Here is an 18,547-nt window from a genome sequence, read left to right on the forward strand (position 1 = left end):
AGCCAAAAACTTGGGATTGCGGTCGAACAACGGTACGTTGAAAGGCTTGAACACCGACGATTGCTGCCTCGTCGGTGTTGGCAAGGAACGGGACATGGCACCGCTCTTCTGGAGCGGATGGAAGAGCTCGCAAGAATCGAGGAGCTTCTGGTCCACGCACTTCCCGCCGCATCAGGATTTATCTGAAGTTAGGGTACGCGCCTGTCACCTTCGATGGTGACGGTCATGAGAGTATCCAGCTTCGCAAGATGATCACTTAAATGACGGTTTTTGGCGCAAAGCTGCCGAGCGCCTGGCCCAATTAATTAATACTCTAACGGGAAGAGCGCTCATTGCCGGCTAAACCTAAGACGCCGCAGGCGCCTGAATTAAGGCAGTCCAATTTTTTCAGCCGAGGTCCTGCAACATTTCTTAACAAAACGAGACCCAACCCAACACGCAGATCTGACATGTCTGTGCCTGCACCGTCGCAAACGCGTCTCACCTACGCCTGCAAATCAGGTTCCTTAGACGAAAGAGATACTCTATGGCCGACAAGACCATTGCCTGGAATGGCGCAATTCAAGACGAAGCTGTCAAACTCCTAGCTGTCGGAGGCGGCATGATCGTGAGTCCGACAAAGGTAGGCTACATCCTGATGACGAGCGACGGTCAGGGTCTGAAACGAAAGTTTTCCGCAAAACAGCGCAGCTTGAACAAGCCTGGTGTCGTCCTGTGCAGTTCAATCGAACAACTTCGAAATCTGGCCGCGATGACGGATGAAATCGATGCGTTCTATTGCCGTCATTGGGATGACAATATCCTTCTTGGCTGCATCCTCCCTTGGAAAAAGGACGCGACGAGATATCTCCCTGACGAGGAGACAGCGAATTTGGCCATGGACACCCGACAAACAAGCTGCTTCGTCATAAAGTTTGGCACTCCGTCTGAACTCATTGCCCAGGCGCTATGGGAAAGACATGGCAAGCTGACCTTTGCAAGCTCGGCAAATCCGTCCGGCCAGGGCAACAGAGGGCTTGTTGAAGGGATAGGCGAGCGGATTTATAATGAGGCCGATCTTATAATTTCCGCCAATGATTATGTCGCCTCGATCCAACCTGAAAAAGCACCCGGCACACGCTATGAACAAGGCGTTATGATATCCATGGTCGATCCGGACGGAAAGCTTGTCCCTGAACAGCGGGGACAACGCTCTGTGCAGCCTGCTCCCACACTGATCCGCAAGGGCTTGGATGTTGATCGGATCATGTCTAACCTCGCATCGCAGTTCGAAAGCTGGAACTATCGTCACGGCGAATATTACTGAGCGAATTAGGCTTGCCGGATGTCATTCTCGCTCTTCTGTATCCCGTTGTCGTCGTTTTGACGCGGCGTGGCGACAATCAACTTGTGGACGGCGTAGCGCATCGGGAACGATGCGCGGGAATTCCGCTAGATCGTGTCCCAGGGAGTGGGCGGACCGCGGCCTTTGTGCCTTCTAAAAGTCCGTTCAGGCGTCTGCTGATCGCAGCCGCCGCTCGACGATGCGTGCCAGCAGGCTTGCACCGACCGGCAGGATGCCGTCGTCCAGGATGAACGCCGGATTGTGAACCGGCACCGTGCCGGCATGCCCGATGGTGCAGTACACCCCAGGGCAGACATGCAGCATATCTGCGAAGTCCTCGCTCCCCATCACAGGGGCCGTTTTCAGATAGACCTGGTCGTCGCCGACGATGTCGCGTGCCGCTGCCATAAATCCTTCGACCAGATCTTCGGTATTCATCAGAACATCGAAGACATTGCGGATGTCCACATCGATTTCGACGCCGAAGGACAGAGCAATGCCGGTCGAAATCTCTCGTATGCGCTTGCGCATGAGATCGTTAACGTCACGGTCCAGAAAGCGCACTGTCCCCGAGATCACGGCATCCTCCGGCACCACGTTATAGGCACTGCCCGAGTGAACCTGAGTGACGGAAAGAACCGCCTGCTTTAGGGGGCTCACATTACGGCTGACAATCGATTGCAGCGCTTGGACGAGTGCAGTTGCGACAATGATGGGGTCGCGCGAGGATTCAGGGTGGGCGCCGTGGCTTCCCCGCCCGCGCACGCGGATGTCGAAGAAATCGGCACCGGCCATCGCCGGGCCGGGCTTGATTCCGATGCGGTAGGGATCGTCCTGCGGAGAATTGTGAAGAGCGTAGATCTCAGCGCATGGGAAGCGTCTGAATAGTCCGTCTGCAAGCATGGCGCGCGCGCCGCCGCAGCCCTCTTCGCCTGGCTGAAAGATCAGCACCGCCGTGCCGGCGAAAGCGCGGGTCTCTGCGAGGTAGCGGGCAGCCCCCAGGAGCATGGTGGTATGGCCGTCATGGCCGCAGCCATGGAAGCGACCGGGGTTCCTGGAGGCATAGGCGAGGTTGGTACGCTCCTCCATGGGCAGCGCATCCATGTCGGCACGTAAACCGATCGTCCTGCCTTCGCCCTTGAGCCCCCTGACAATCCCCACCACCCCGGTTTTGCCGATGCCCCGATGGACCTCAATACCGTAGCTTTCGAGCTTTTCCGCAACGATCCCCGACGTTCGGATCTCTTCGAAGCCAATTTCTGGGTGCTGGTGAAGATCGCGTCGGATGGCGGTGAGTTCGTCGGCGCTCGCCGCAATACTTTCCATGACAGGCATATCGGATGACTCTTTCGAAGAGGGATGATGGCAATGGCAGAGTGAGGTGACGGCACGTCTATCTTGGGGAAGGTGCTTGCCTTGGCGGCTGCCGTTTAATCGCCAAATCGGCGGGTTCCTTGACCAGTTCGCTACTGCCAAGATACAGGCGTTGAACGCTTCCGTCGGCTGCCAAGGTGCGCCTGATGCCTTCGCCGTGGCTTGCGAAACCGCTTGCTTCTACAATCCGTCCGCTGTCCGGCGTATCGATGGCAAGCATGGTCGCATCGTTGAACGGCTGCAAAGCAGCGGGATCTGCAAGGAGGACACTGTCGCCCACCGGCACAAGGTCGACTGCCCCCCAGAGGGTCCACCAGCGTCCTGCCCAGCCGGTATTTGTCGGATCCGGCGCCCCATAACTTGCAAAGGTATCGAAGATAGAGACGATCCCTTCCACCCACGCATTTGCCGGCCCGTCGATCGCATTGGTAACGATGGACAGGCTCAGACCCCATTCCGGCACCACCGAGGTCCGGCTGATGAAGCCGGGAAAGGCGCCGGCATGGCCGAACAACGCATGGCCCTTGATGTCCATGGAGATTGTGCCGAGACCGTAATGGCGGGCATCCGCCTGTTGCGGGACACGCCAGTGACGCCGTGTCATTTCGCGCCGGCTGGCCACCGAAAGCACGCTTGTCTCGGCCTCCGGATCGAGGCTGGCAAAGAACCGGGAGAGATCGCCAGCAGTGCTGACAAAGCCGGTGGCCGCCGCCAGAGCGAACGTCGGATTGTCGCCCCGGATGCTGCCGCGTCCGAACGGCACGCGGCCGCTGTGACCGCTCGAAACGGGAACGCCCTCTGCCAGCGGCATGTCCGGCACGGTCTGCTCAAGACCGCTCGGCACGACGATCTCACGGGCGATCCAGTCTATATAAGTCTCCCCGGTGATCGCCTCGATCACCGATCCGAGGAGCCCGAAGCCCAGGTTGGAATATTTGAACCGCGTATTGGCGTCGATTGCGAGGGGATGCGCCAGCTGGATGCCGAGTTCTTCCGCATCGAAGAACGGCTGGCGAACCTGCCAGTGCGGAGCCTCTGTTCCGTCCCGCATCAGGCCCGAAGCATGGCTGAGAAGCTGGCCAATAGTGACGTCCGCGACGCTTTGGTGCAGGCCCGGCACATAGGTGCCGACCAGATCGTCGAGATGCAGCCGACGTTCCTCATGCAGTTTCATGATGCCAGCGGCGGTAAAAGTCTTCGAATGGGACGCGACGCGGAACCGGTGCGACGTTGTAAGCGGCGTACCGGTTGCAAGGTTTGCGACGCCGAAGGCCCGCTCGAGCACCAGCACGCCATCCTTGGCCACTGCAAGCTGGCATCCCGGAAGCTCGGTTGCCGTCATCTGATACTCCATCCAGCGCTCGACATAGGCGAGTGCGGCATTCAACCATGGGGTCATGGCTCGTCCTCCAGTCTTATCGGGATCGTTCATCGGTGCACCACGGCATGACACGCAACCGAATGGCCGGAGCTCACCTCGATGTCTTCCGGATCGATCGCGGCGCATGTCTCGAAGGCGAGCGGACACCGGGTGCGGAAACGGCAGCCACTCGGCAATTGCGCCGGATCGGGCGGATCACCGAGCTTCGGCCTGGGCTCGTCGCGGCGGGAAATATCGGGTGAAGGCACGGCGGAAAGCAGTGCGCGGGTATAGGGGTGCTGCGGATTACTGAACAGGTCCCGGGTTCGCGCTGTCTCGACGATCCGGCCGTAGTACATGACGGCGACGCGGTCGGCGATGTATTCGACAACCGCAAGATTGTGGGAGACGAACAGCAGGGCGAGATCGAGTTCGGTCTTGAGGTCACGCAGCAGGTTGAGTATCTGCGCCTGTACGGAAACATCGAGCGCCGAGACTGGCTCGTCGCAGACGATCAGGTGGGGCTGCAGGATCAGCGCCCGTGCAATCCCGATGCGCTGGAGCTGACCGCCCGAGAGCTCGTGCGGGTAGCGCGACCGGTGTTCCGGGCGAAGGCCGACCTTCGCGAACATGTCCGCCACAGCTGCGTCACGGTCCGCAGGGTCAAGCAATTGCTGGACGTCGAGCGCCATGCGCACCGACGCGCCGACAGTGCGGCGCGGATCGAAGCAGGAGCGCGGGTTCTGGAAGACGATCTGGGCAAAACGGCGCTGTTGTTTCAGTTCACCCGGTGTCAGCGCGAACAGATCCTGATTACGAAACAGCACCGTGCCGGCCGTGGGTGTCTGAAGCGCTATGAGTGCCCGGCCAAGCGTGCTCTTGCCACACCCGGACTCGCCCACCAAACCCAGCGTCTCGCCGCGGTCGAGCGTGAGGCTGACCTTATCGACCGCATGGATGTGGCTGACCACCCGGCCGAATGGCCCCTTGCGCACGGGGTAGCGCACCTCCAGACCATCGACCTTGAGAAGCGGTGGGACATTCATGGTCTGGTCTCCAGGCCATGGAGAGGATCGACGTGATTTAACGTCGTCCGTGGCGCCCAGCATCGGGCATGATGCGCAGCGTCCAGCTGAGCCGAAGGTGGCGCCTCGCTAAGACAGCGCGTGAGCGCGAGTTCCAGCCGCCTTTCACAGCGTGGCGCAAATGCACAGCCCGAAATCGGGCGACTGAGATCGGGTATGCCGCCTGGAATATCCCTCAGCCGGCCGATCTGTCCGAGCCGTGGCGCGGCATCGATCAGACCGCTCGCATAGGGATGGCCAGCAGCGGTCAACATTGGCAGGACCGGCCCTTCCTCGACAATGCGGCCGGCGTACATGACCGCGACACGGTCAGCAAGCCGGGCGACGACCCCGAGATCATGGGTGACGAGCAGCAGCGATGTACCGAGCATGCGGCAGCTGTCGCGCAGAAGGTCGAGGATCTGGGCTTGAATGGTGACGTCGAGGGCCGTGGTTGGTTCGTCGGCAATGAGCAGCCGGGGTTTCAGCGCCAGCGCGATGGCAATCATGACCCGCTGCGCCTGCCCGCCGGACAGCTGGTGCGGATAGGCCATTGCCTTTTCCGCCGGCGCCGGGATACCGACGGAGCGCAGCAGATCGATCGCTGCCGACCAGGCCGCCCTTCGGCTGATCTTTTCCTGGAGTAGAAACGGTTCCGCCACCTGCCAGCCGACGCGGCGCACTGGGTTCAGGCAGCTGTGCGGCTGCTGGAAGATCATGCCGACATCGCGCCCGCGCCACCGGGACAGATCCTTGCGCGACATCTGCATGACATCTCGGCCGTCGAAGCGTATATCGCCGCCGGTGATGATGCCGGGCGACTGGACAAGCCGCATGATCGACTGGGCCAGCACGGACTTACCTGAGCCGGATTCGCCCACAAGGCCGACGATCTCTCCCGGCGCTATAGTCAAATCGACTCCTTGGACGGCGGCAACAGTACCGCGACCAGTGCGGAATTCCGTCCGCAGGTCTCGGATCGCGAGCAGGGGTGGTGGAAGAAAGATCGCGCTCATCCTGTCAGCTCCTCGGATCCAGCACGTCACGCAAACCGTTGCCCAGAATATTCAGGCCAAAGATCGACACGAACAGGGCCATTCCCGGCGCCGCGACCGCCCACCAGGCGGAAAAAAGGTAGGTGCGCGAATTGACCAGCATGGCGCCCCACTCGGGTGCAGGCGGCTGGGTACCGAGGCCGACGAATGACAGTGAGGACGTGAGAAGCGCTGCAAGCGGCATGGAAAAAGACAGGTAGACGATGAGCGGAGACAGCACATTGGGAAGCACAGTGCCGAACAGAATGTCGGCTTCGCCGGCGCCGAGCGCGCGGGCGCTGACCACGTAGTCTTCACGTCGGACGGTGAGCACTGCGCTGCGTACCAGCCGCGCATAGCCGGGAATGCCCGCAATGCCGATCGATACCATGCCGGTCCAGAGGCTCGGCCCCAGAACGGCAACGACGACCAGCACCATGAGGATGTACGGGAAAGCGAGCAGGACATCGATAAAGCGCATGATGATACTGTCCGTCAGGCTGGAGCCTGCACCTGCCACAAGCCCCAGCAGCGTTCCGATGGAGGCGGAGATCGAAGCGGTGACGACACAGATCAGCACGAAGTAGCGTGTGCCGAACAGGATCCGGCTGAACAGGTCACGGCCTACCTCGTCTGTGCCCATCCAGTTATGCACGCTCGGTGGTTTCAGCCGCTGGATCGGATTAACCTTCAGCGGATCAAACGGCGCGACCAGGGGTGCGAGAACAGCGGTAAGCAACAGCAGCAAAACAATCCCTCCACCGATCATCGCCGAGCGGTTGCGCACCAGCTTGCAGCAAAATTGGCGCCATCGCGGGGTCGCAACGAACATCGGCTCATCGACGGCAACAAGGCTCATGACGTCAACTCCACGCGGGGATCCAGCCAGGCATAGAGAATGTCGGCCGCTAGGTTTATGACGAGATAGGTGGCGGCACTGACGAGGATGACGGCCTGCGTCAGGGTGAAATCGCGCCATTGGATTGCGTTGACGGCTAGTTCGCCGATGCCATGCCAACCGAAGATGGTTTCGATGATGAAGGCGCCGCCGAGCAGATTTCCGATCTGCAGCCCGACCAGTGTCAGAACCACGATCAGCGCGTTGGGAAGCGCGTGACGGAAGATCAGCCCCATCTCACTAGCCCCGCGGGCTCGTGCGGCCTGTATATAGTCACGGCCCAACACATCGATCATGCTGGTACGGGCGACCTGCGACAGCGGAGCCGCTTCTATCAGGCCAAGCGCCAGCGCCGGCAGGAGCAGCGCCATCGGGCCGCGCGGCACGACCGGCAGCCAGCGAAGCCAGACCGAGAAGAACAGGATGAGCAGAAGGCCGAAAAAGAAGGCCGGCATCGAGATCCCGAACAGGCCGACCGTGGTCGCCGTGACATCCAGCCAGCTATTACGTTTGACGGCGGCCAGAACGCCCGCCGTCAAACCCACCACCAGCGCGATCGCCAGCGACGCGCCGGTAAGGATGATCGTGTTGACATAGCGATAGCCGATCTCGTCGATCACCGGCTTGCGCAACCGGATGGATTCCCCGAGATTGCCTCCCAGGAGATCCCGTACGTAGACATAGAATTGCTGGTACCAGGGAAGGTCCAGATGATATTTTGCACGCATCACGGCGATGGCCTCGGCGGCATCCTTCTCCGAAAGCTGCCCGGAATACATGGCTGTCACTGCATCCGTCGGGATCAGCGCCTTCATCAGGAACGTGATCATGAGGATACCGGCGATCACGGGGACGAGCAGTAGCAGCCGTCGCACAATATACTGGAGCATCCGAGGTCAACCGACCATTTTCAGATCGGCAGCATAAAGATTGCCGAGGTAGTCCACGCGGTACCCCTCCAGGGCAGTCCGCACGACGGTAATCGGCCAGTCGGTCAGAATCGGCAGGATCAGCCTGTCCTCGAGGAGGGCTTTCTGGGCATCGCTCACAAACTGCAGGCGCTTGACGGGATCAAGCGCGGTATCGGCCCCGTCCAGTGCCTGGTCGATCGCGGCATTGGCCGGTAGCAACTGGCGATGCCCGGGCGAACGGAACAGCTGCGACAACACGCTGGGGTCCGACCACGTCCAACGGTTGAGATCCATATCCCAGTCAGGCTTCAGGAGACCCGGATAGAACGTGCCCCAATCCGCCGTGCTGACTTCCACGGCGATCCCGACATCGGCCAGATTGGCTTGAATGACGGCAAGGGCACTCTCTGTATTGCTCGAGGCATAACTGCGGATGGTGAATTTGGCCGGCATGCCAGCCTTTGAGCGGGTAGATCCCGACAGAACCCAACCGGCCGCGTCCAGCAATTGTTTTGCTTTTTCAGCATTGTAAGGCGTTCCATGGGCCTGCGCAACGGCATCGTCGTAGCCCGGAATGCCGCGCGAAAGGGGCCCAAGCGCAATCTTGCCATTGCCGCCGAAGGCTGCTGCCAGAACCGATTCCCGGTCGATGGCGTAACTCAGCGCTTCGCGGAATGCCCGATCACCAAATGGCTGCTTCTTGTAGTTGAATTCCATGAACATCAGGTTCTTGGCGTTCTGGTCGCTGATGACTTTGTAAAGCGGATCGCTGGCAAAAGGCTTTGTGGCATCGGCTGTCAGAAGAGCCGCGTCCAGCTCTTCCGTCTGCAATGCGGAGCTGACAACGCCTTCTTCCGGCATGACGTTCAGGATTACCCGGTCCAAATGGGGCAATCCCTGGTTCGCTGCATCCGGGCGGAACTGCTTGAAATTGGGGTTTCTGACAAGTTCGATACTGGAGCCAGGGCGCCAGGTATCGAACATGAAGGGCCCCGTGCCGACCGGATGGCGCGCATAGGCAGCGCCTGCTGCCTTGACCGCGGCCGGTGAATTGAAGCCGAAAAAAGATTGGCCGAGCAAGTTTATGAACGGCGCAAATGGCTTTGCGAAGGTGAAGACAACCGTCATGCTGTCTGGCGTCTCGACTTTCGAGAGCGGCCCGATGATGCCGTTGCTGGGTGACGCGTTTGCAGGGTCCAGGATGGTGTCGAAGAGAAACTTCACGGCCTGCGCATCGAAGGGCGTGCCGTCGTGAAAAGTCTTGCCGCCCTTCAGCTTGAATGTGACGACCTTTCCGTCGTCGCTCGCCTGCCAGCTTTCGGCAAGCCAAGGCTGAGGCTTTCCCGTTTCATCCATGTAGATCAGCGTTTCCAAGAGGTAGTTTCCGAGAACACTACTGACGACGAGCGATATGCTTTGCACATTATATAGGCCTTCCGGATCGATCGGGAGGCGAAAACGTGCCACTTGAGGCACTGCTGCCCAGGTCTTGGGCGACGCGCCAAGCATCAGCGCTCCGGTGGACAAGGCAGTAAACAACGAAAATTGGCGGCGGCTAAGCATGGAAGTTCCCCTTTTTTGAGAGGGAATTCTATCCGTGACACCCAATAAGGTGCGAGAGGGTGTCACGCCCTCTAATCCGGATGATTACTCGGATTAGAGGGCGATGCAAGAGGCATATTTTCAGTCTTGCAATTTTCTGGCCAGAATGGTGGGTGTCGTCACCAAGGGAGACACATATGGCTGAGGACGAGTTGCAGGCGGTCAAGAGAAAGCCGGTTCAGGCACGATCGAGGAAAATCAAGGCAGCCATCATGGATGCGGCCCACGAAGTCATGCGCACGCATGGCATACGTGCGATCACCACCAATGCAGTGGCCGAGCGTGCTGGTGTAAAGGTCGGATCGATCTACGACTATTTTCCCAACAAGGAAGCCATCATCGCTGAAATCTACGAAGAGAAACTCGGGCAAGTGCGGGCTTTTCTGGAACGAGGCTCGGAGGCGATTAGCCCCGACGATTGGCAAGACCAACTCGCGGAACTGATCCGTGCGACTTGGGCCTACCAGCTTTCAATCGGACTGGACCGAACGATCGTTGACGCTTCCTACTATTACGAGGACCTGCTGCGCATCGCGCGCTCCCACTCGATGCTATTTGCCTCGAACTATGTGAGACTATTGCAAAGGCTGGGCTCATCGTGGCCGGAGGACCATCTTTTCGACTTGGGGATCAGCATATACACTCTCGTAAATGCGACATGGAGTTATTGGCGCCTGACCGAGAGCGAAGACCCGGTGGCGATTGAACGACAGATCATGGCAACCCTGACCCTTATCGAACCCGCCTTCGCCCACCGCACAAATGCAGATTGAAATTTATCAGCCATCCATACTCTGCAAGGAGGCTAGCAGTTCGTCGGACTGCGGAAAGCGGGCCATATAGTCCAGCGCTTCCGCAATAGGGTCGACGATGCCAAACAAGACTGATCGTAATGACGCGCGTGCTTTGCGGGATCTTGGCTTGAGCCAGCTGTTCACTTCCTGATCTGTTAAGGAGCATAACAGCGGAACATCTCTGAACCGGCTCAAACAAACCGGTCTAGGACCGGGCAAACGATCTCCATAAGGGTCATAATTGCTGCTGAACATTCAGCCTCGTTGTCTGGCGCTTCAAATTCGGCAAGTTCTATACCCACAATCTGGGTGTGCGGGATCCACATCAGCACATCCCGAAGCTGTTGCGGCATCAAGCCGTCGCTAACCTCATAGGCGGCAGGTACGTGGCGCGGCTCCAGAGCGTCCCAATTGATATGGATCCAGAGCTTCGAGCTGCCAATGAAGTCGGCGACTGCTTCAAGGCTCGACCTCGGAAGGCGCTAGTAGGCGGACACCAGCGCTCCGTAAGTTAGCCGCTTCTTCCTCGTCACTATCCCGGATACCGGCGATGAGGACGTTCTCCGGCGCAACGCCTGCGCCGTGCCCGCTGTCCCAGAGACCGCATGCTGCCGCGAGGACCATGCCGCCGAGATAGCCTGTGTCCGTTGTGAACGGCGTGTTGAAATCACCATGCGCATCAACCCATAAGATTTCGATATCCGGTAGCCGGGAGGCGACAGCTGGAAGTGTCGCAAGGCTGGCAGAGCAGGTGTTGGCAATTAGGAGCGGTACACGATTGGCGCTCAGCGTATCCCTGACGGCCGCGTTAAGTGCGGCAAGCGTTGTGCTGGCTTGGCGAAGGCTGAGCGCCCAGCCGTCGATCTCATGCGATTGCGGCGTTCCGACTACGGTTTGGAGAAATCCATATCGCTCGGCAAGAGCAGACGCCGTCAGGCGAGCGCCTCGCATGGCGTTGCGGCTGCGGTCGGCTATTCTGCCTTGGGAGACAATCAGGTCGAAATTGTGCAAACGCACGCGGCACTCTGGAGTCCTCAAACCAGAAGCCTAAAGATATCATCTCGTCAGCTGCGATAAAGTTGGCAGGAACTAACCATTTTGGATTGTCCGCGAGTGCTGCATTTTGCAACCCGCTGTCGCGTCCCTAACGACGGCTTTATTGAATGGACGGCCTCCAACCCAGCATCTGAGAGACCCACGGCAACATATAAGCCATCTTGTTGCCGCTGTCCCGAAAACCCGACGACAAATATGCGGGGCTGGGTGCCGGCAAGAGGGGGCGAGCTCGGTCAGCGAGCACGATCTACAATAGTGGAACGTGGGAGTGACCGATCCCCGCTTGATATTTTGAGAGTCAAGACCGGTTCACCTCATGGGATGATGTCGATGCCGCGTGGCCATACCGTCTAGCCTTGGCTAGCGTTTGGTCGCCCAACGTCCATCAACATTCTGGGATAGACAGTTCCAGCTCGGCAGGTGGTGGGTGGCTGGTTTTCAGCATGAAAGCACGCAAGCTTGTCCAACCAGCTGGCAACGTCTTCTGGGATCCGTATCTCCCCGCTCTCCAGTCCTTCGATCCAGGCCAGGTCGCACTGCAGAGCGTTGACGATGTCGACAGAAGTCCAGCGGATTGAGCGTAGGCATTCTCGGAAGCGGGCAGGGGTCATTTCAGATCCTTCAGGCTATCGGGCCAATCAAAGGATCGGCCGACTGTTCAGAAAGGGATGCTATTTATGATTAGAGCCCTTTGCTTGACCGAATCTGGAGAGATGTGTGGCGGCACTGCCGCATTTCGCATTATCTTGTGGCCGTCCATGCTCAACCACCACATCCGAGGGAGGTATTTCAAATCAATGTCGAAACCGGTTCTACTGCTGCGAGTATTCGGCACCAGCCGCTGCGTTCTCGGCACTCGACCGGCACGAAATCGCGGCTGCGATGTCATCGCACCGCTTCGCGGGGCAGCTTCCTTTTTTCAGGGACACGCAGTCCAACGCCGGTGCGCCGTATATGTATGTGACGACCCCTGACTTCCTTTCCGCGTTTGGCACGGTGACGCTGCGCGACCTGCCAAATGTCGAGGCACTTGAGTGGGCTAATTAGCAGGAAAAAAGCTGCGGGCGGCCGATGGTTTAAAGGAACAGGTGAATAGCGAGCACGCAGGTGAGGAAGCCGGCGGCCGCGGTTTCGGTTTGAGAAGGAGGACGATCCATGAAGGATGCAATATTCGACGAGAGCGACGTGCGCGCGCTGGCGACTGTCGAATCCTTTACGCGTGGCCAAGAGTATTTTCGTCGCGGTGCGGTTTCCAGCTTGGAGCGTCGTGGTGAGCGGATAATTGCCGAGGTCGAAGGTAGCGAGCTCTCACCCTATGCCGTCACAATAGAACTTTATGACGGCGGTTTGGCCGCTACGCGTTGCTCCTGCTCGTATGACTGGGGCGGTGCCTGCAAACACATCGTCGCGGTGCTCCTCAAGTATAACGAGGCGCCTAGTGCGGTTCACCAGCGTCCCTCTCTTGCTGACATGATTGGCGACCTTGATCGACAGGCTCTGGTGGCCCTGTTGGTCAAGAGGGCTGGACATGATCCTGGGCTGGAACCCTGGCTCGAGGCAGAACTGGAAACCGCAACACCGGGCGTGAAGGGTAAGCTTGCAAGTTCTGTCAATTCGGAGGTCGTCATGCGGCAGGCGGAGCGGCTGTTGTCGGGAGGTTATTCGCGCCGACGTCGCTGGGGCGATGACGTCGGTGCTGTCGATGAGGAGGCCTTCGCGACGCTGATCGACAATGCAAAGCCGCTCCTCGACATCGGCAAGGGAGGCGACGCTCTAAAAATCCTGGTGCCGTTGATGGAAGCGCTGGTTCCTGCCTGGAGCGAGCAGGCGGATTTCGATGAGACATTACACGAGTTTTTCGCCCCGCTTGGACAGTTCATCGCCGAGGCAGTGCTGATGAGTGACCTCGCTGCGGAAGAATGCGATGATCTGATGGATCGGCTCGATGCCTGGCAAGGTATGCTCAACGACTATGGGCTGGATGACTACCTGCAGGTTGCAGTCGATGCCCTCGATCAAGGGTGGGATGAGATCGGCCTTGAGGATGCCTTGGCTGGGAGAAGCCGGTCCTGGCCGCCTTCGGGACGAAGCGATTGGACGACCGAGCGGTTGACGCGAGCGCGGCTGCGTGTCCTCGACATCAGCGGACGGATCGACGCGTTCCTTAACCTCGCAAATGCAGCAGGCCTCCATGGCGAGTATGCGGCCATGTTGGTGCGGCTGGGACGCATCAATGAAGCGGGGGACTATGCACGCAGATGGTTCCGCTCTGACGAGGAGACGCTCCAGCTTGCGCGCCTGCTCAAGGACGCCGGGCACGGTGATGCGGCGCTAGACCTTGCCGAGTGGGGCGTAAGCCTGGCGTCTGAGGGCGACGGTTTCGCGGGGGCGGCCAGCTTGGCCCGTTGGCTGAGAGATAATGCCGGTTTGGTGGGACGAAAGAAGCTAGCGATGGTGGCGGCGCGGCGTGCCTTTGAGGAGAGCCTGTCGCTTGAGGATTTTGAAGTCGCAGCGACGTTGGCTGGACCAGAGTGGATCGAATTACGTAGCGCTCTGTTGAGCAGCCTCGCGGCTGCGCGTCACGCCTGGGACAGAACCAGGATCTACCTCAGCGAAGACATGATTGAGGAGGCTATACGGTCCGTCGATCTTGATACCTTGCCGGGAAATCCGTCCGACACGGTTTTGATGCGGCTTGCGGACGTCGCGCACGCCACTCATCCGGACTGGGTGATCGAAATCGCCGAACGCATGGCTGGCAGCATCATGGAGGCTGGGCACTCGGGGCAATACGTGTTAGCGGCCCAATGGCTTGAAAAGGCAGCACTCGCCTACGACGCTGCCGGTCGCTTTGCGGACTGGATCGAGAGGATCGATTTCCTGATCGAAAAACATCGGCGCAAGCACAAGCTCAGACCGCTGCTCGTGGCTTTGCGGTCGCCGTCTGGAACACTTTGAGGATGAAAAAGTCGAGTAATACTATAGCTCAATTTGAGAGGCCGAAATTCAGTCATTTCCCTTACGCACGAGCAGGCAACGCGTTCGCCAAGTGTTCCATCTGCGGTGCAACATTCTAATATGGCTCAACCAAAGGGTGAACGAACCGGGGCCGCGTTTTGACCCTCTTTGTGGTGATGTCCCGATGCTGAATGTCAAAATTCACGTTCCTTCTGCGCAACCGTTTTACAGACGAACAGATCATCGGCATCTTGAAGGAGCATGAGGCAGGCACAGATCGGCTGAATTCTCATCGGTTACTTTTCAAGTTTATCGCACACTTGCGTTCGTCAAGCCCTCGCTTGCTTCGCCTGCGGCCTGACGGCTTGGGGCTAGACCTCCGCGCGCTTTCGCGATTGTGGAATAGGGATTCGGGACGGAGAGAAATGTTCTCTCGCCTCCGGCGGGATCGAACAAAGGAATGGATATCGGCTCGCCAGAAATTTCGGCTATTCGACCTCATCGATAAGCTCGGACGATTGCGTGCCGTAGGAAATCAAGATTGAAGGTGCTTCCGTCAGGGCGACCGATCTTACACCGTTGGTCGGTCTCACAGTGGCTCGTTTCGCGGGGTAGATGATAAGTCGAACCTCATCTTGGAAGCCGTGTTCCAGACCGCTTCCTCCACTTTCACTGAATTTCCAAATTGGTGTACGTTGAATGGAAATTAGAAATAGCTAAATCGGGCATGGAATTCCGATATGAAAGAGCGATCATTCTTTCTCGGTTAGGACCTGGTCGAGCCTATCGGAGAAATCGATGAGTTCAAAGGCCGTTGGAATGCCCTGAAGGCTTTATCGCCCGGATCGTCTCAATGCCTTGCGCAAAGTCGCGACAGTCGAAAGCATCGGCTCGTCTACGTGCATAGAAGGCGCGAAATTGACAGATGCTCAGGTTGGAACGTTGCTCTCGAACATCAGGATGCAGTTGCAACCAGCTTGCTGACAGCGAAATCTACCTTGGAAATTTCAGGGACGATCGCCCAACACGACACCTGCGCCAAGTGTTGCAACGCGCCACTCTAGCTCACAAAACATACGCTGATTGTCATTCCCCGGCGCAGCACTCGTCATTTGGAGTTATAGAGTTTTCACAGCGTTCTTCAACTTGTGAAAAATCACAGCCCTGACCGGGAGGCTCCCCATTGCCAGCGGCTTCCCCCGCACCGGCTTTCTCACCATCTCCATCAGCGCTGGAACCATCACCCGGCCTATCGTCAACTTCGCCGGTAGTCTCTTCTTTTCTGCTTTTGCTGTCTTGATTTCCGTGGTCACCTTGGCGACCATAAACAAGTTTTAAACCAATTCTCTCCGGGACTTTAATCGTCTCTGCTTCGTCGTGATGGCCTGTACCACCAGCCAAAAAAGACGCGTCAGAAAATTCGTTAGAGATTGGAGGCGCGGCGTCCTTATCGCCATAAGTCGTGCTGGTAGACGTCGATGGTAATAATACAGGGGTTATCGAAAACCAAATGCCAGAAAGTGCTATGAACGACAAAATACATGTGCGCCAGGACATGCGGCCTCCATCACGGTGCGGTTTCATTTGATGCCGGGCGGCGCGGACTTAACGTGCCAAATTGCAATTGAGGTCGAAAGTGAAGTTATCTATGAACCCCAGAGCTTTGGCTGTTCGCAGCGGCTTTGCCAAGTCTGGTATTTTTCCAGAGTTCGAAGTGTCCGGCGGCAATCATGTTCGTTACCTCAAAGTTTATATTTCCTGAACAACGGCAGCGGAGAAATTGCGTGCAATTTATATGCCCGCACGGCTAATGTGGCCGGCTAGGCTGGACGGATTGCAGGAAGTTCACTTGTTCATGCGTGCTTTCATGCTTGCGATAATATGTTGAGGAAGCCTTTCGTAATCTCCGCCAAAATGGTGTCCTCTGGGCATGCTGATTACCGTTATTCCGGTGCCCCGCAAAGCCGGACAGGCATTATCGTGGCTGTCATCCTGGCCATAGATGCATTGGACCATCTCCGGGTTGATCGACTTAAGATCATTGATCGGACTGCCGCCCTTGCCTTCGGTTTGAAATCCAAGCCACCCTGCAAGCGAGACCTGATAGTCGACCTTGTGAGACAGGGAAAACGTCGCCAAAGCCGCAGTACTGTTTTCAAGTGCAATTGCATCCCCCAATGCCGATGTTTAAGTGTCCAGCCGCCGCAAGTGCCCCGAACGAAAATTCGATAGACCCATAAGGACGAGGTACAGCAGCTTGCTGCGGTTGAGCGTCTGTGCGGAGCCTCACAACGGAAACGTTTACATCACCACCTACCAAAGATAGAAGGGCCCTTAGGACAGCCTACATCTGGTTCCTATTCATTATATGCAGCGTGGGGTAGGGTTACGCAAACACGAACCAGTCAGCGTCCTAAGGTCCCCTATATAACGTATCCTCTACGCCGTAGAATACTACGCACCGAGCGTTGTAATTAGCTGTAGGTCTTCTCAACCGGGCAACTTGACCAATAACGCACCGCGTACCGCTCTGCGTAGCAATGCTCCTTACCAAGCACATATCTTTCGCAATCTGCCGCGCCAGACGAAATTTTCGCCCGGGGCTGGGGACCTGTCTCACAATGTGTAGGGTATCGAGGGTTGCGTAAAGTTAACCTCGCGCAAAGCCTCATGCGTAGGAGACGGGCTTTGAAAGTTATTATCACATATTGCCCTGTGCTAGTGGATCGAATCTAACGCCTGGTGCCCGCGTTTGACAGCGGCGATGATTTTGTCGGGATCGGCGGTCCAAGTGAAGGGCTTTGGCTTTTTGTTGTGCTCAACGAGGAAACGGTTGATGGCGGCCTGGAGATCGACGACGGAATGGAAAACGCCGCGTTTCAGACGCCGCTTCGACAGCCTGGCGAAGAAACCCTCCACCGCGTTGAGCCATGAGCTTGAAGTCGGAGTGAAGTGGAAGGTGAAACGCTCGTGACGGTCGAGCCAGGCTCTCACCTTGGGATGCTTGTGGGCAGCATAGTTGTCGAGGATGACGTGGACGGCCTTGTCGTCCGGCACCTGGGCGTTAATGGCGTTGAGGAAGCGGATGAACTCCTGATGACGATGACGCTGCATGTTGCGGCCGATGACGGTGCCGTCGAGCACGTTGAGGGCGGCAAACAGCGTGGTTGTGCCGTGCCGCTTGTAGTCGTGGGTCATGGTGCCGAGCCGACCCTTCTTCATCGGCAGGCCCGGCTGGGTGCGGTCGAGCGCCTGGATTTGGCTTTTCTCATCGACCGACAACACGACGGCGTGGGCTGGCGGATCAACATAGAGGCCGACAACGTCTCGCAGCTTGTCGACGAATTTCGGGTCGTTGGACAATTTGAACTGCCGCCACCGATGAGGTGCGAGGCCATGCGCTTTCCAGATACGCCTGACTGCGCTGGCGCTGATGCCGGCGGCCGTCGCCATCATGTCGGCCGTCCAGTGCGTCGTCTCGCCTGGCGGATCAGCCAGCGTCAGGGCCACCACACGCTCGGCGACATCGGGTCCGAGCCGCACAATACGCGACGGCCGCGTCTTGTCGCGCAGGAGACCCTCGACGCCTTCTGTGGCGAAGCGCTCTTGCCAGCGCCATACACAGGTCTTCGATTTGCCGGTCTGGCGCATAATCTCGACAGTTCCGACGCCATCGGCACTCAGCAGGATGATCTCGGCCCGCCAGACGTGCTTTTGGGGGGCATTGCGATCCCTGGTCAAGGCCATCAGGCGTTGGTGATCGGTTGGCGAAACGGTGAACGATATTCCTGTGCGCATGCGCCAGACTCGCATGCCAACCCAGCAAAGGGAATCCCATACCGGACTCTTATGTCAGGCGTTAACCACTTGATATAGCCCAAAGAGCACGGGCGAAAAGATTGAATTTATGCCCGTCCTCACCTCTCGATCACACCAGTTCGCCAATTGCTGCAGCGCGCGTCACGTCAGGCATGCCGAAGCACAAACGTTGCGGCTTTCATGGGACGGATTCGTCTGATCGTCGCCCATCACCAAAAATGCGGATCTCGCTATCAGTCGCAGCAATTACGGCAAGAATACGGCGAGAATTTTTGCATGCTGCCACGACTCAAAAAAAGTATGCCTAAATATCAATGACATGATCCGTCATGAAACTATCATTTGTCACATCA

14 protein-coding genes and 2 pseudogenes are annotated in these 18,547 nt (G+C 58.0%); 5 read left to right on the top strand and 11 right to left on the bottom strand.

Annotation, left to right across the window (positions count from 1 at the left end; genetic code table 11):
• Positions 1-526: 526 nt before the first annotated feature.
• Positions 527-1,306 carry an L-threonylcarbamoyladenylate synthase gene (locus PR018_RS24930; RefSeq protein WP_142832008.1) on the top strand — a complete coding sequence of 260 codons (780 nt, stop codon included), beginning with the start codon at positions 527-529 and terminating at the stop codon, positions 1,304-1,306.
• A 183-nt stretch (positions 1,307-1,489) separates the two neighbouring features.
• On the opposite strand, the gene PR018_RS24935 is transcribed toward PR018_RS24930, so the two are convergent.
• The 7 genes from PR018_RS24935 to PR018_RS24965 are packed head-to-tail and all read right to left on the bottom strand — an operon-like array spanning position 1,490 to position 9,528.
• Positions 1,490-2,659, bottom strand: coding sequence for a M20 aminoacylase family protein (locus PR018_RS24935; RefSeq protein ID WP_142832005.1), 1,170 nt, complete (start codon positions 2,657-2,659; stop codon positions 1,490-1,492).
• A 58-nt stretch (positions 2,660-2,717) separates the two neighbouring features.
• Entirely contained in the window at positions 2,718-4,097 is a 1,380-nt protein-coding gene (locus tag PR018_RS24940; protein ID WP_142832003.1) for a serine hydrolase domain-containing protein, read from the bottom strand.
• 29 nt (positions 4,098-4,126) lie between these two features.
• Complete coding sequence (locus PR018_RS24945) at positions 4,127-5,104, bottom strand: ABC transporter ATP-binding protein (protein WP_142832001.1); 978 nt, start codon at positions 5,102-5,104, stop codon at positions 4,127-4,129.
• On the bottom strand, positions 5,101-6,138 hold the full coding sequence (locus PR018_RS24950) for an ABC transporter ATP-binding protein (protein ID WP_142831999.1): 1,038 nt from the start codon (positions 6,136-6,138) through the stop codon (positions 5,101-5,103). Before PR018_RS24950 ends, PR018_RS24945 begins: the two co-directional genes overlap by 4 nt.
• A 4-nt stretch (positions 6,139-6,142) precedes the next feature.
• Entirely contained in the window at positions 6,143-7,015 is an 873-nt protein-coding gene (locus tag PR018_RS24955) for an ABC transporter permease (RefSeq protein ID WP_202617213.1), read from the bottom strand.
• Complete coding sequence (locus tag PR018_RS24960; RefSeq protein ID WP_142831997.1) at positions 7,012-7,944, bottom strand: ABC transporter permease; 933 nt, start codon at positions 7,942-7,944, stop codon at positions 7,012-7,014. Before PR018_RS24960 ends, PR018_RS24955 begins: the two co-directional genes overlap by 4 nt.
• A 6-nt stretch (positions 7,945-7,950) precedes the next feature.
• Positions 7,951-9,528: an ABC transporter substrate-binding protein gene (locus PR018_RS24965; protein ID WP_142831995.1), complete on the bottom strand. Its 1,578-nt coding sequence runs from the start codon at positions 9,526-9,528 to the stop codon at positions 7,951-7,953.
• Positions 9,529-9,704: 176 nt separating this feature from the next.
• Between PR018_RS24965 and PR018_RS24970 the strand changes: the two genes are divergently transcribed.
• Positions 9,705-10,340: a TetR/AcrR family transcriptional regulator gene (locus tag PR018_RS24970; protein ID WP_142831993.1), complete on the top strand. Its 636-nt coding sequence runs from the start codon at positions 9,705-9,707 to the stop codon at positions 10,338-10,340.
• A gap of 480 nt (positions 10,341-10,820) precedes the next feature.
• Here the strand turns inward: PR018_RS24970 and PR018_RS24975 are convergent, their stop codons facing one another.
• Entirely contained in the window at positions 10,821-11,378 is a 558-nt protein-coding gene (locus PR018_RS24975) for an arginase family protein (protein WP_210245258.1), read from the bottom strand.
• A gap of 920 nt (positions 11,379-12,298) precedes the next feature.
• Between PR018_RS24975 and PR018_RS28590 the strand changes: the two are divergent.
• From PR018_RS28590 to PR018_RS28595, 3 genes and pseudogenes are all read left to right on the top strand, one after another.
• Positions 12,299-12,452: pseudogene (locus PR018_RS28590) on the top strand (SMC-Scp complex subunit ScpB); the annotation flags it as partial.
• 120 nt (positions 12,453-12,572) lie between these two features.
• The gene (locus PR018_RS24990; RefSeq protein ID WP_142831990.1) at positions 12,573-14,375 is read left to right on the top strand and encodes an SWIM zinc finger family protein; all 1,803 of its coding nucleotides are present in this window, start codon (positions 12,573-12,575) and stop codon (positions 14,373-14,375) included.
• A 773-nt stretch (positions 14,376-15,148) separates the two neighbouring features.
• Positions 15,149-15,338, top strand: a pseudogene (locus tag PR018_RS28595) (Fic family protein); the annotation flags it as partial.
• A 123-nt stretch (positions 15,339-15,461) separates the two neighbouring features.
• Here PR018_RS28595 and PR018_RS25000 read toward each other — a convergent pair.
• The 3 genes from PR018_RS25000 to PR018_RS25010 all read right to left on the bottom strand — a co-directional run bounded on the left by PR018_RS25000 (position 15,462) and on the right by PR018_RS25010 (position 18,173).
• Positions 15,462-15,932 carry a hypothetical protein gene (locus PR018_RS25000; RefSeq protein ID WP_142831986.1) on the bottom strand — a complete coding sequence of 157 codons (471 nt, stop codon included), beginning with the start codon at positions 15,930-15,932 and terminating at the stop codon, positions 15,462-15,464.
• 288 nt (positions 15,933-16,220) lie between these two features.
• Positions 16,221-16,553, bottom strand: a complete 333-nt coding sequence (locus PR018_RS25005; protein ID WP_142831984.1) for an AcvB/VirJ family lysyl-phosphatidylglycerol hydrolase — start codon at positions 16,551-16,553, stop codon at positions 16,221-16,223.
• Positions 16,554-17,093: 540 nt separating this feature from the next.
• On the bottom strand, positions 17,094-18,173 hold the full coding sequence (locus PR018_RS25010; protein WP_111223089.1) for an IS630 family transposase: 1,080 nt from the start codon (positions 18,171-18,173) through the stop codon (positions 17,094-17,096).
• Positions 18,174-18,547 lie beyond the last annotated feature (374 nt).

The sequence above is a fragment of the Rhizobium rhododendri genome (assembly GCF_007000325.2).
Lineage (GTDB): Bacteria > Pseudomonadota > Alphaproteobacteria > Rhizobiales > Rhizobiaceae > Rhizobium > Rhizobium rhododendri.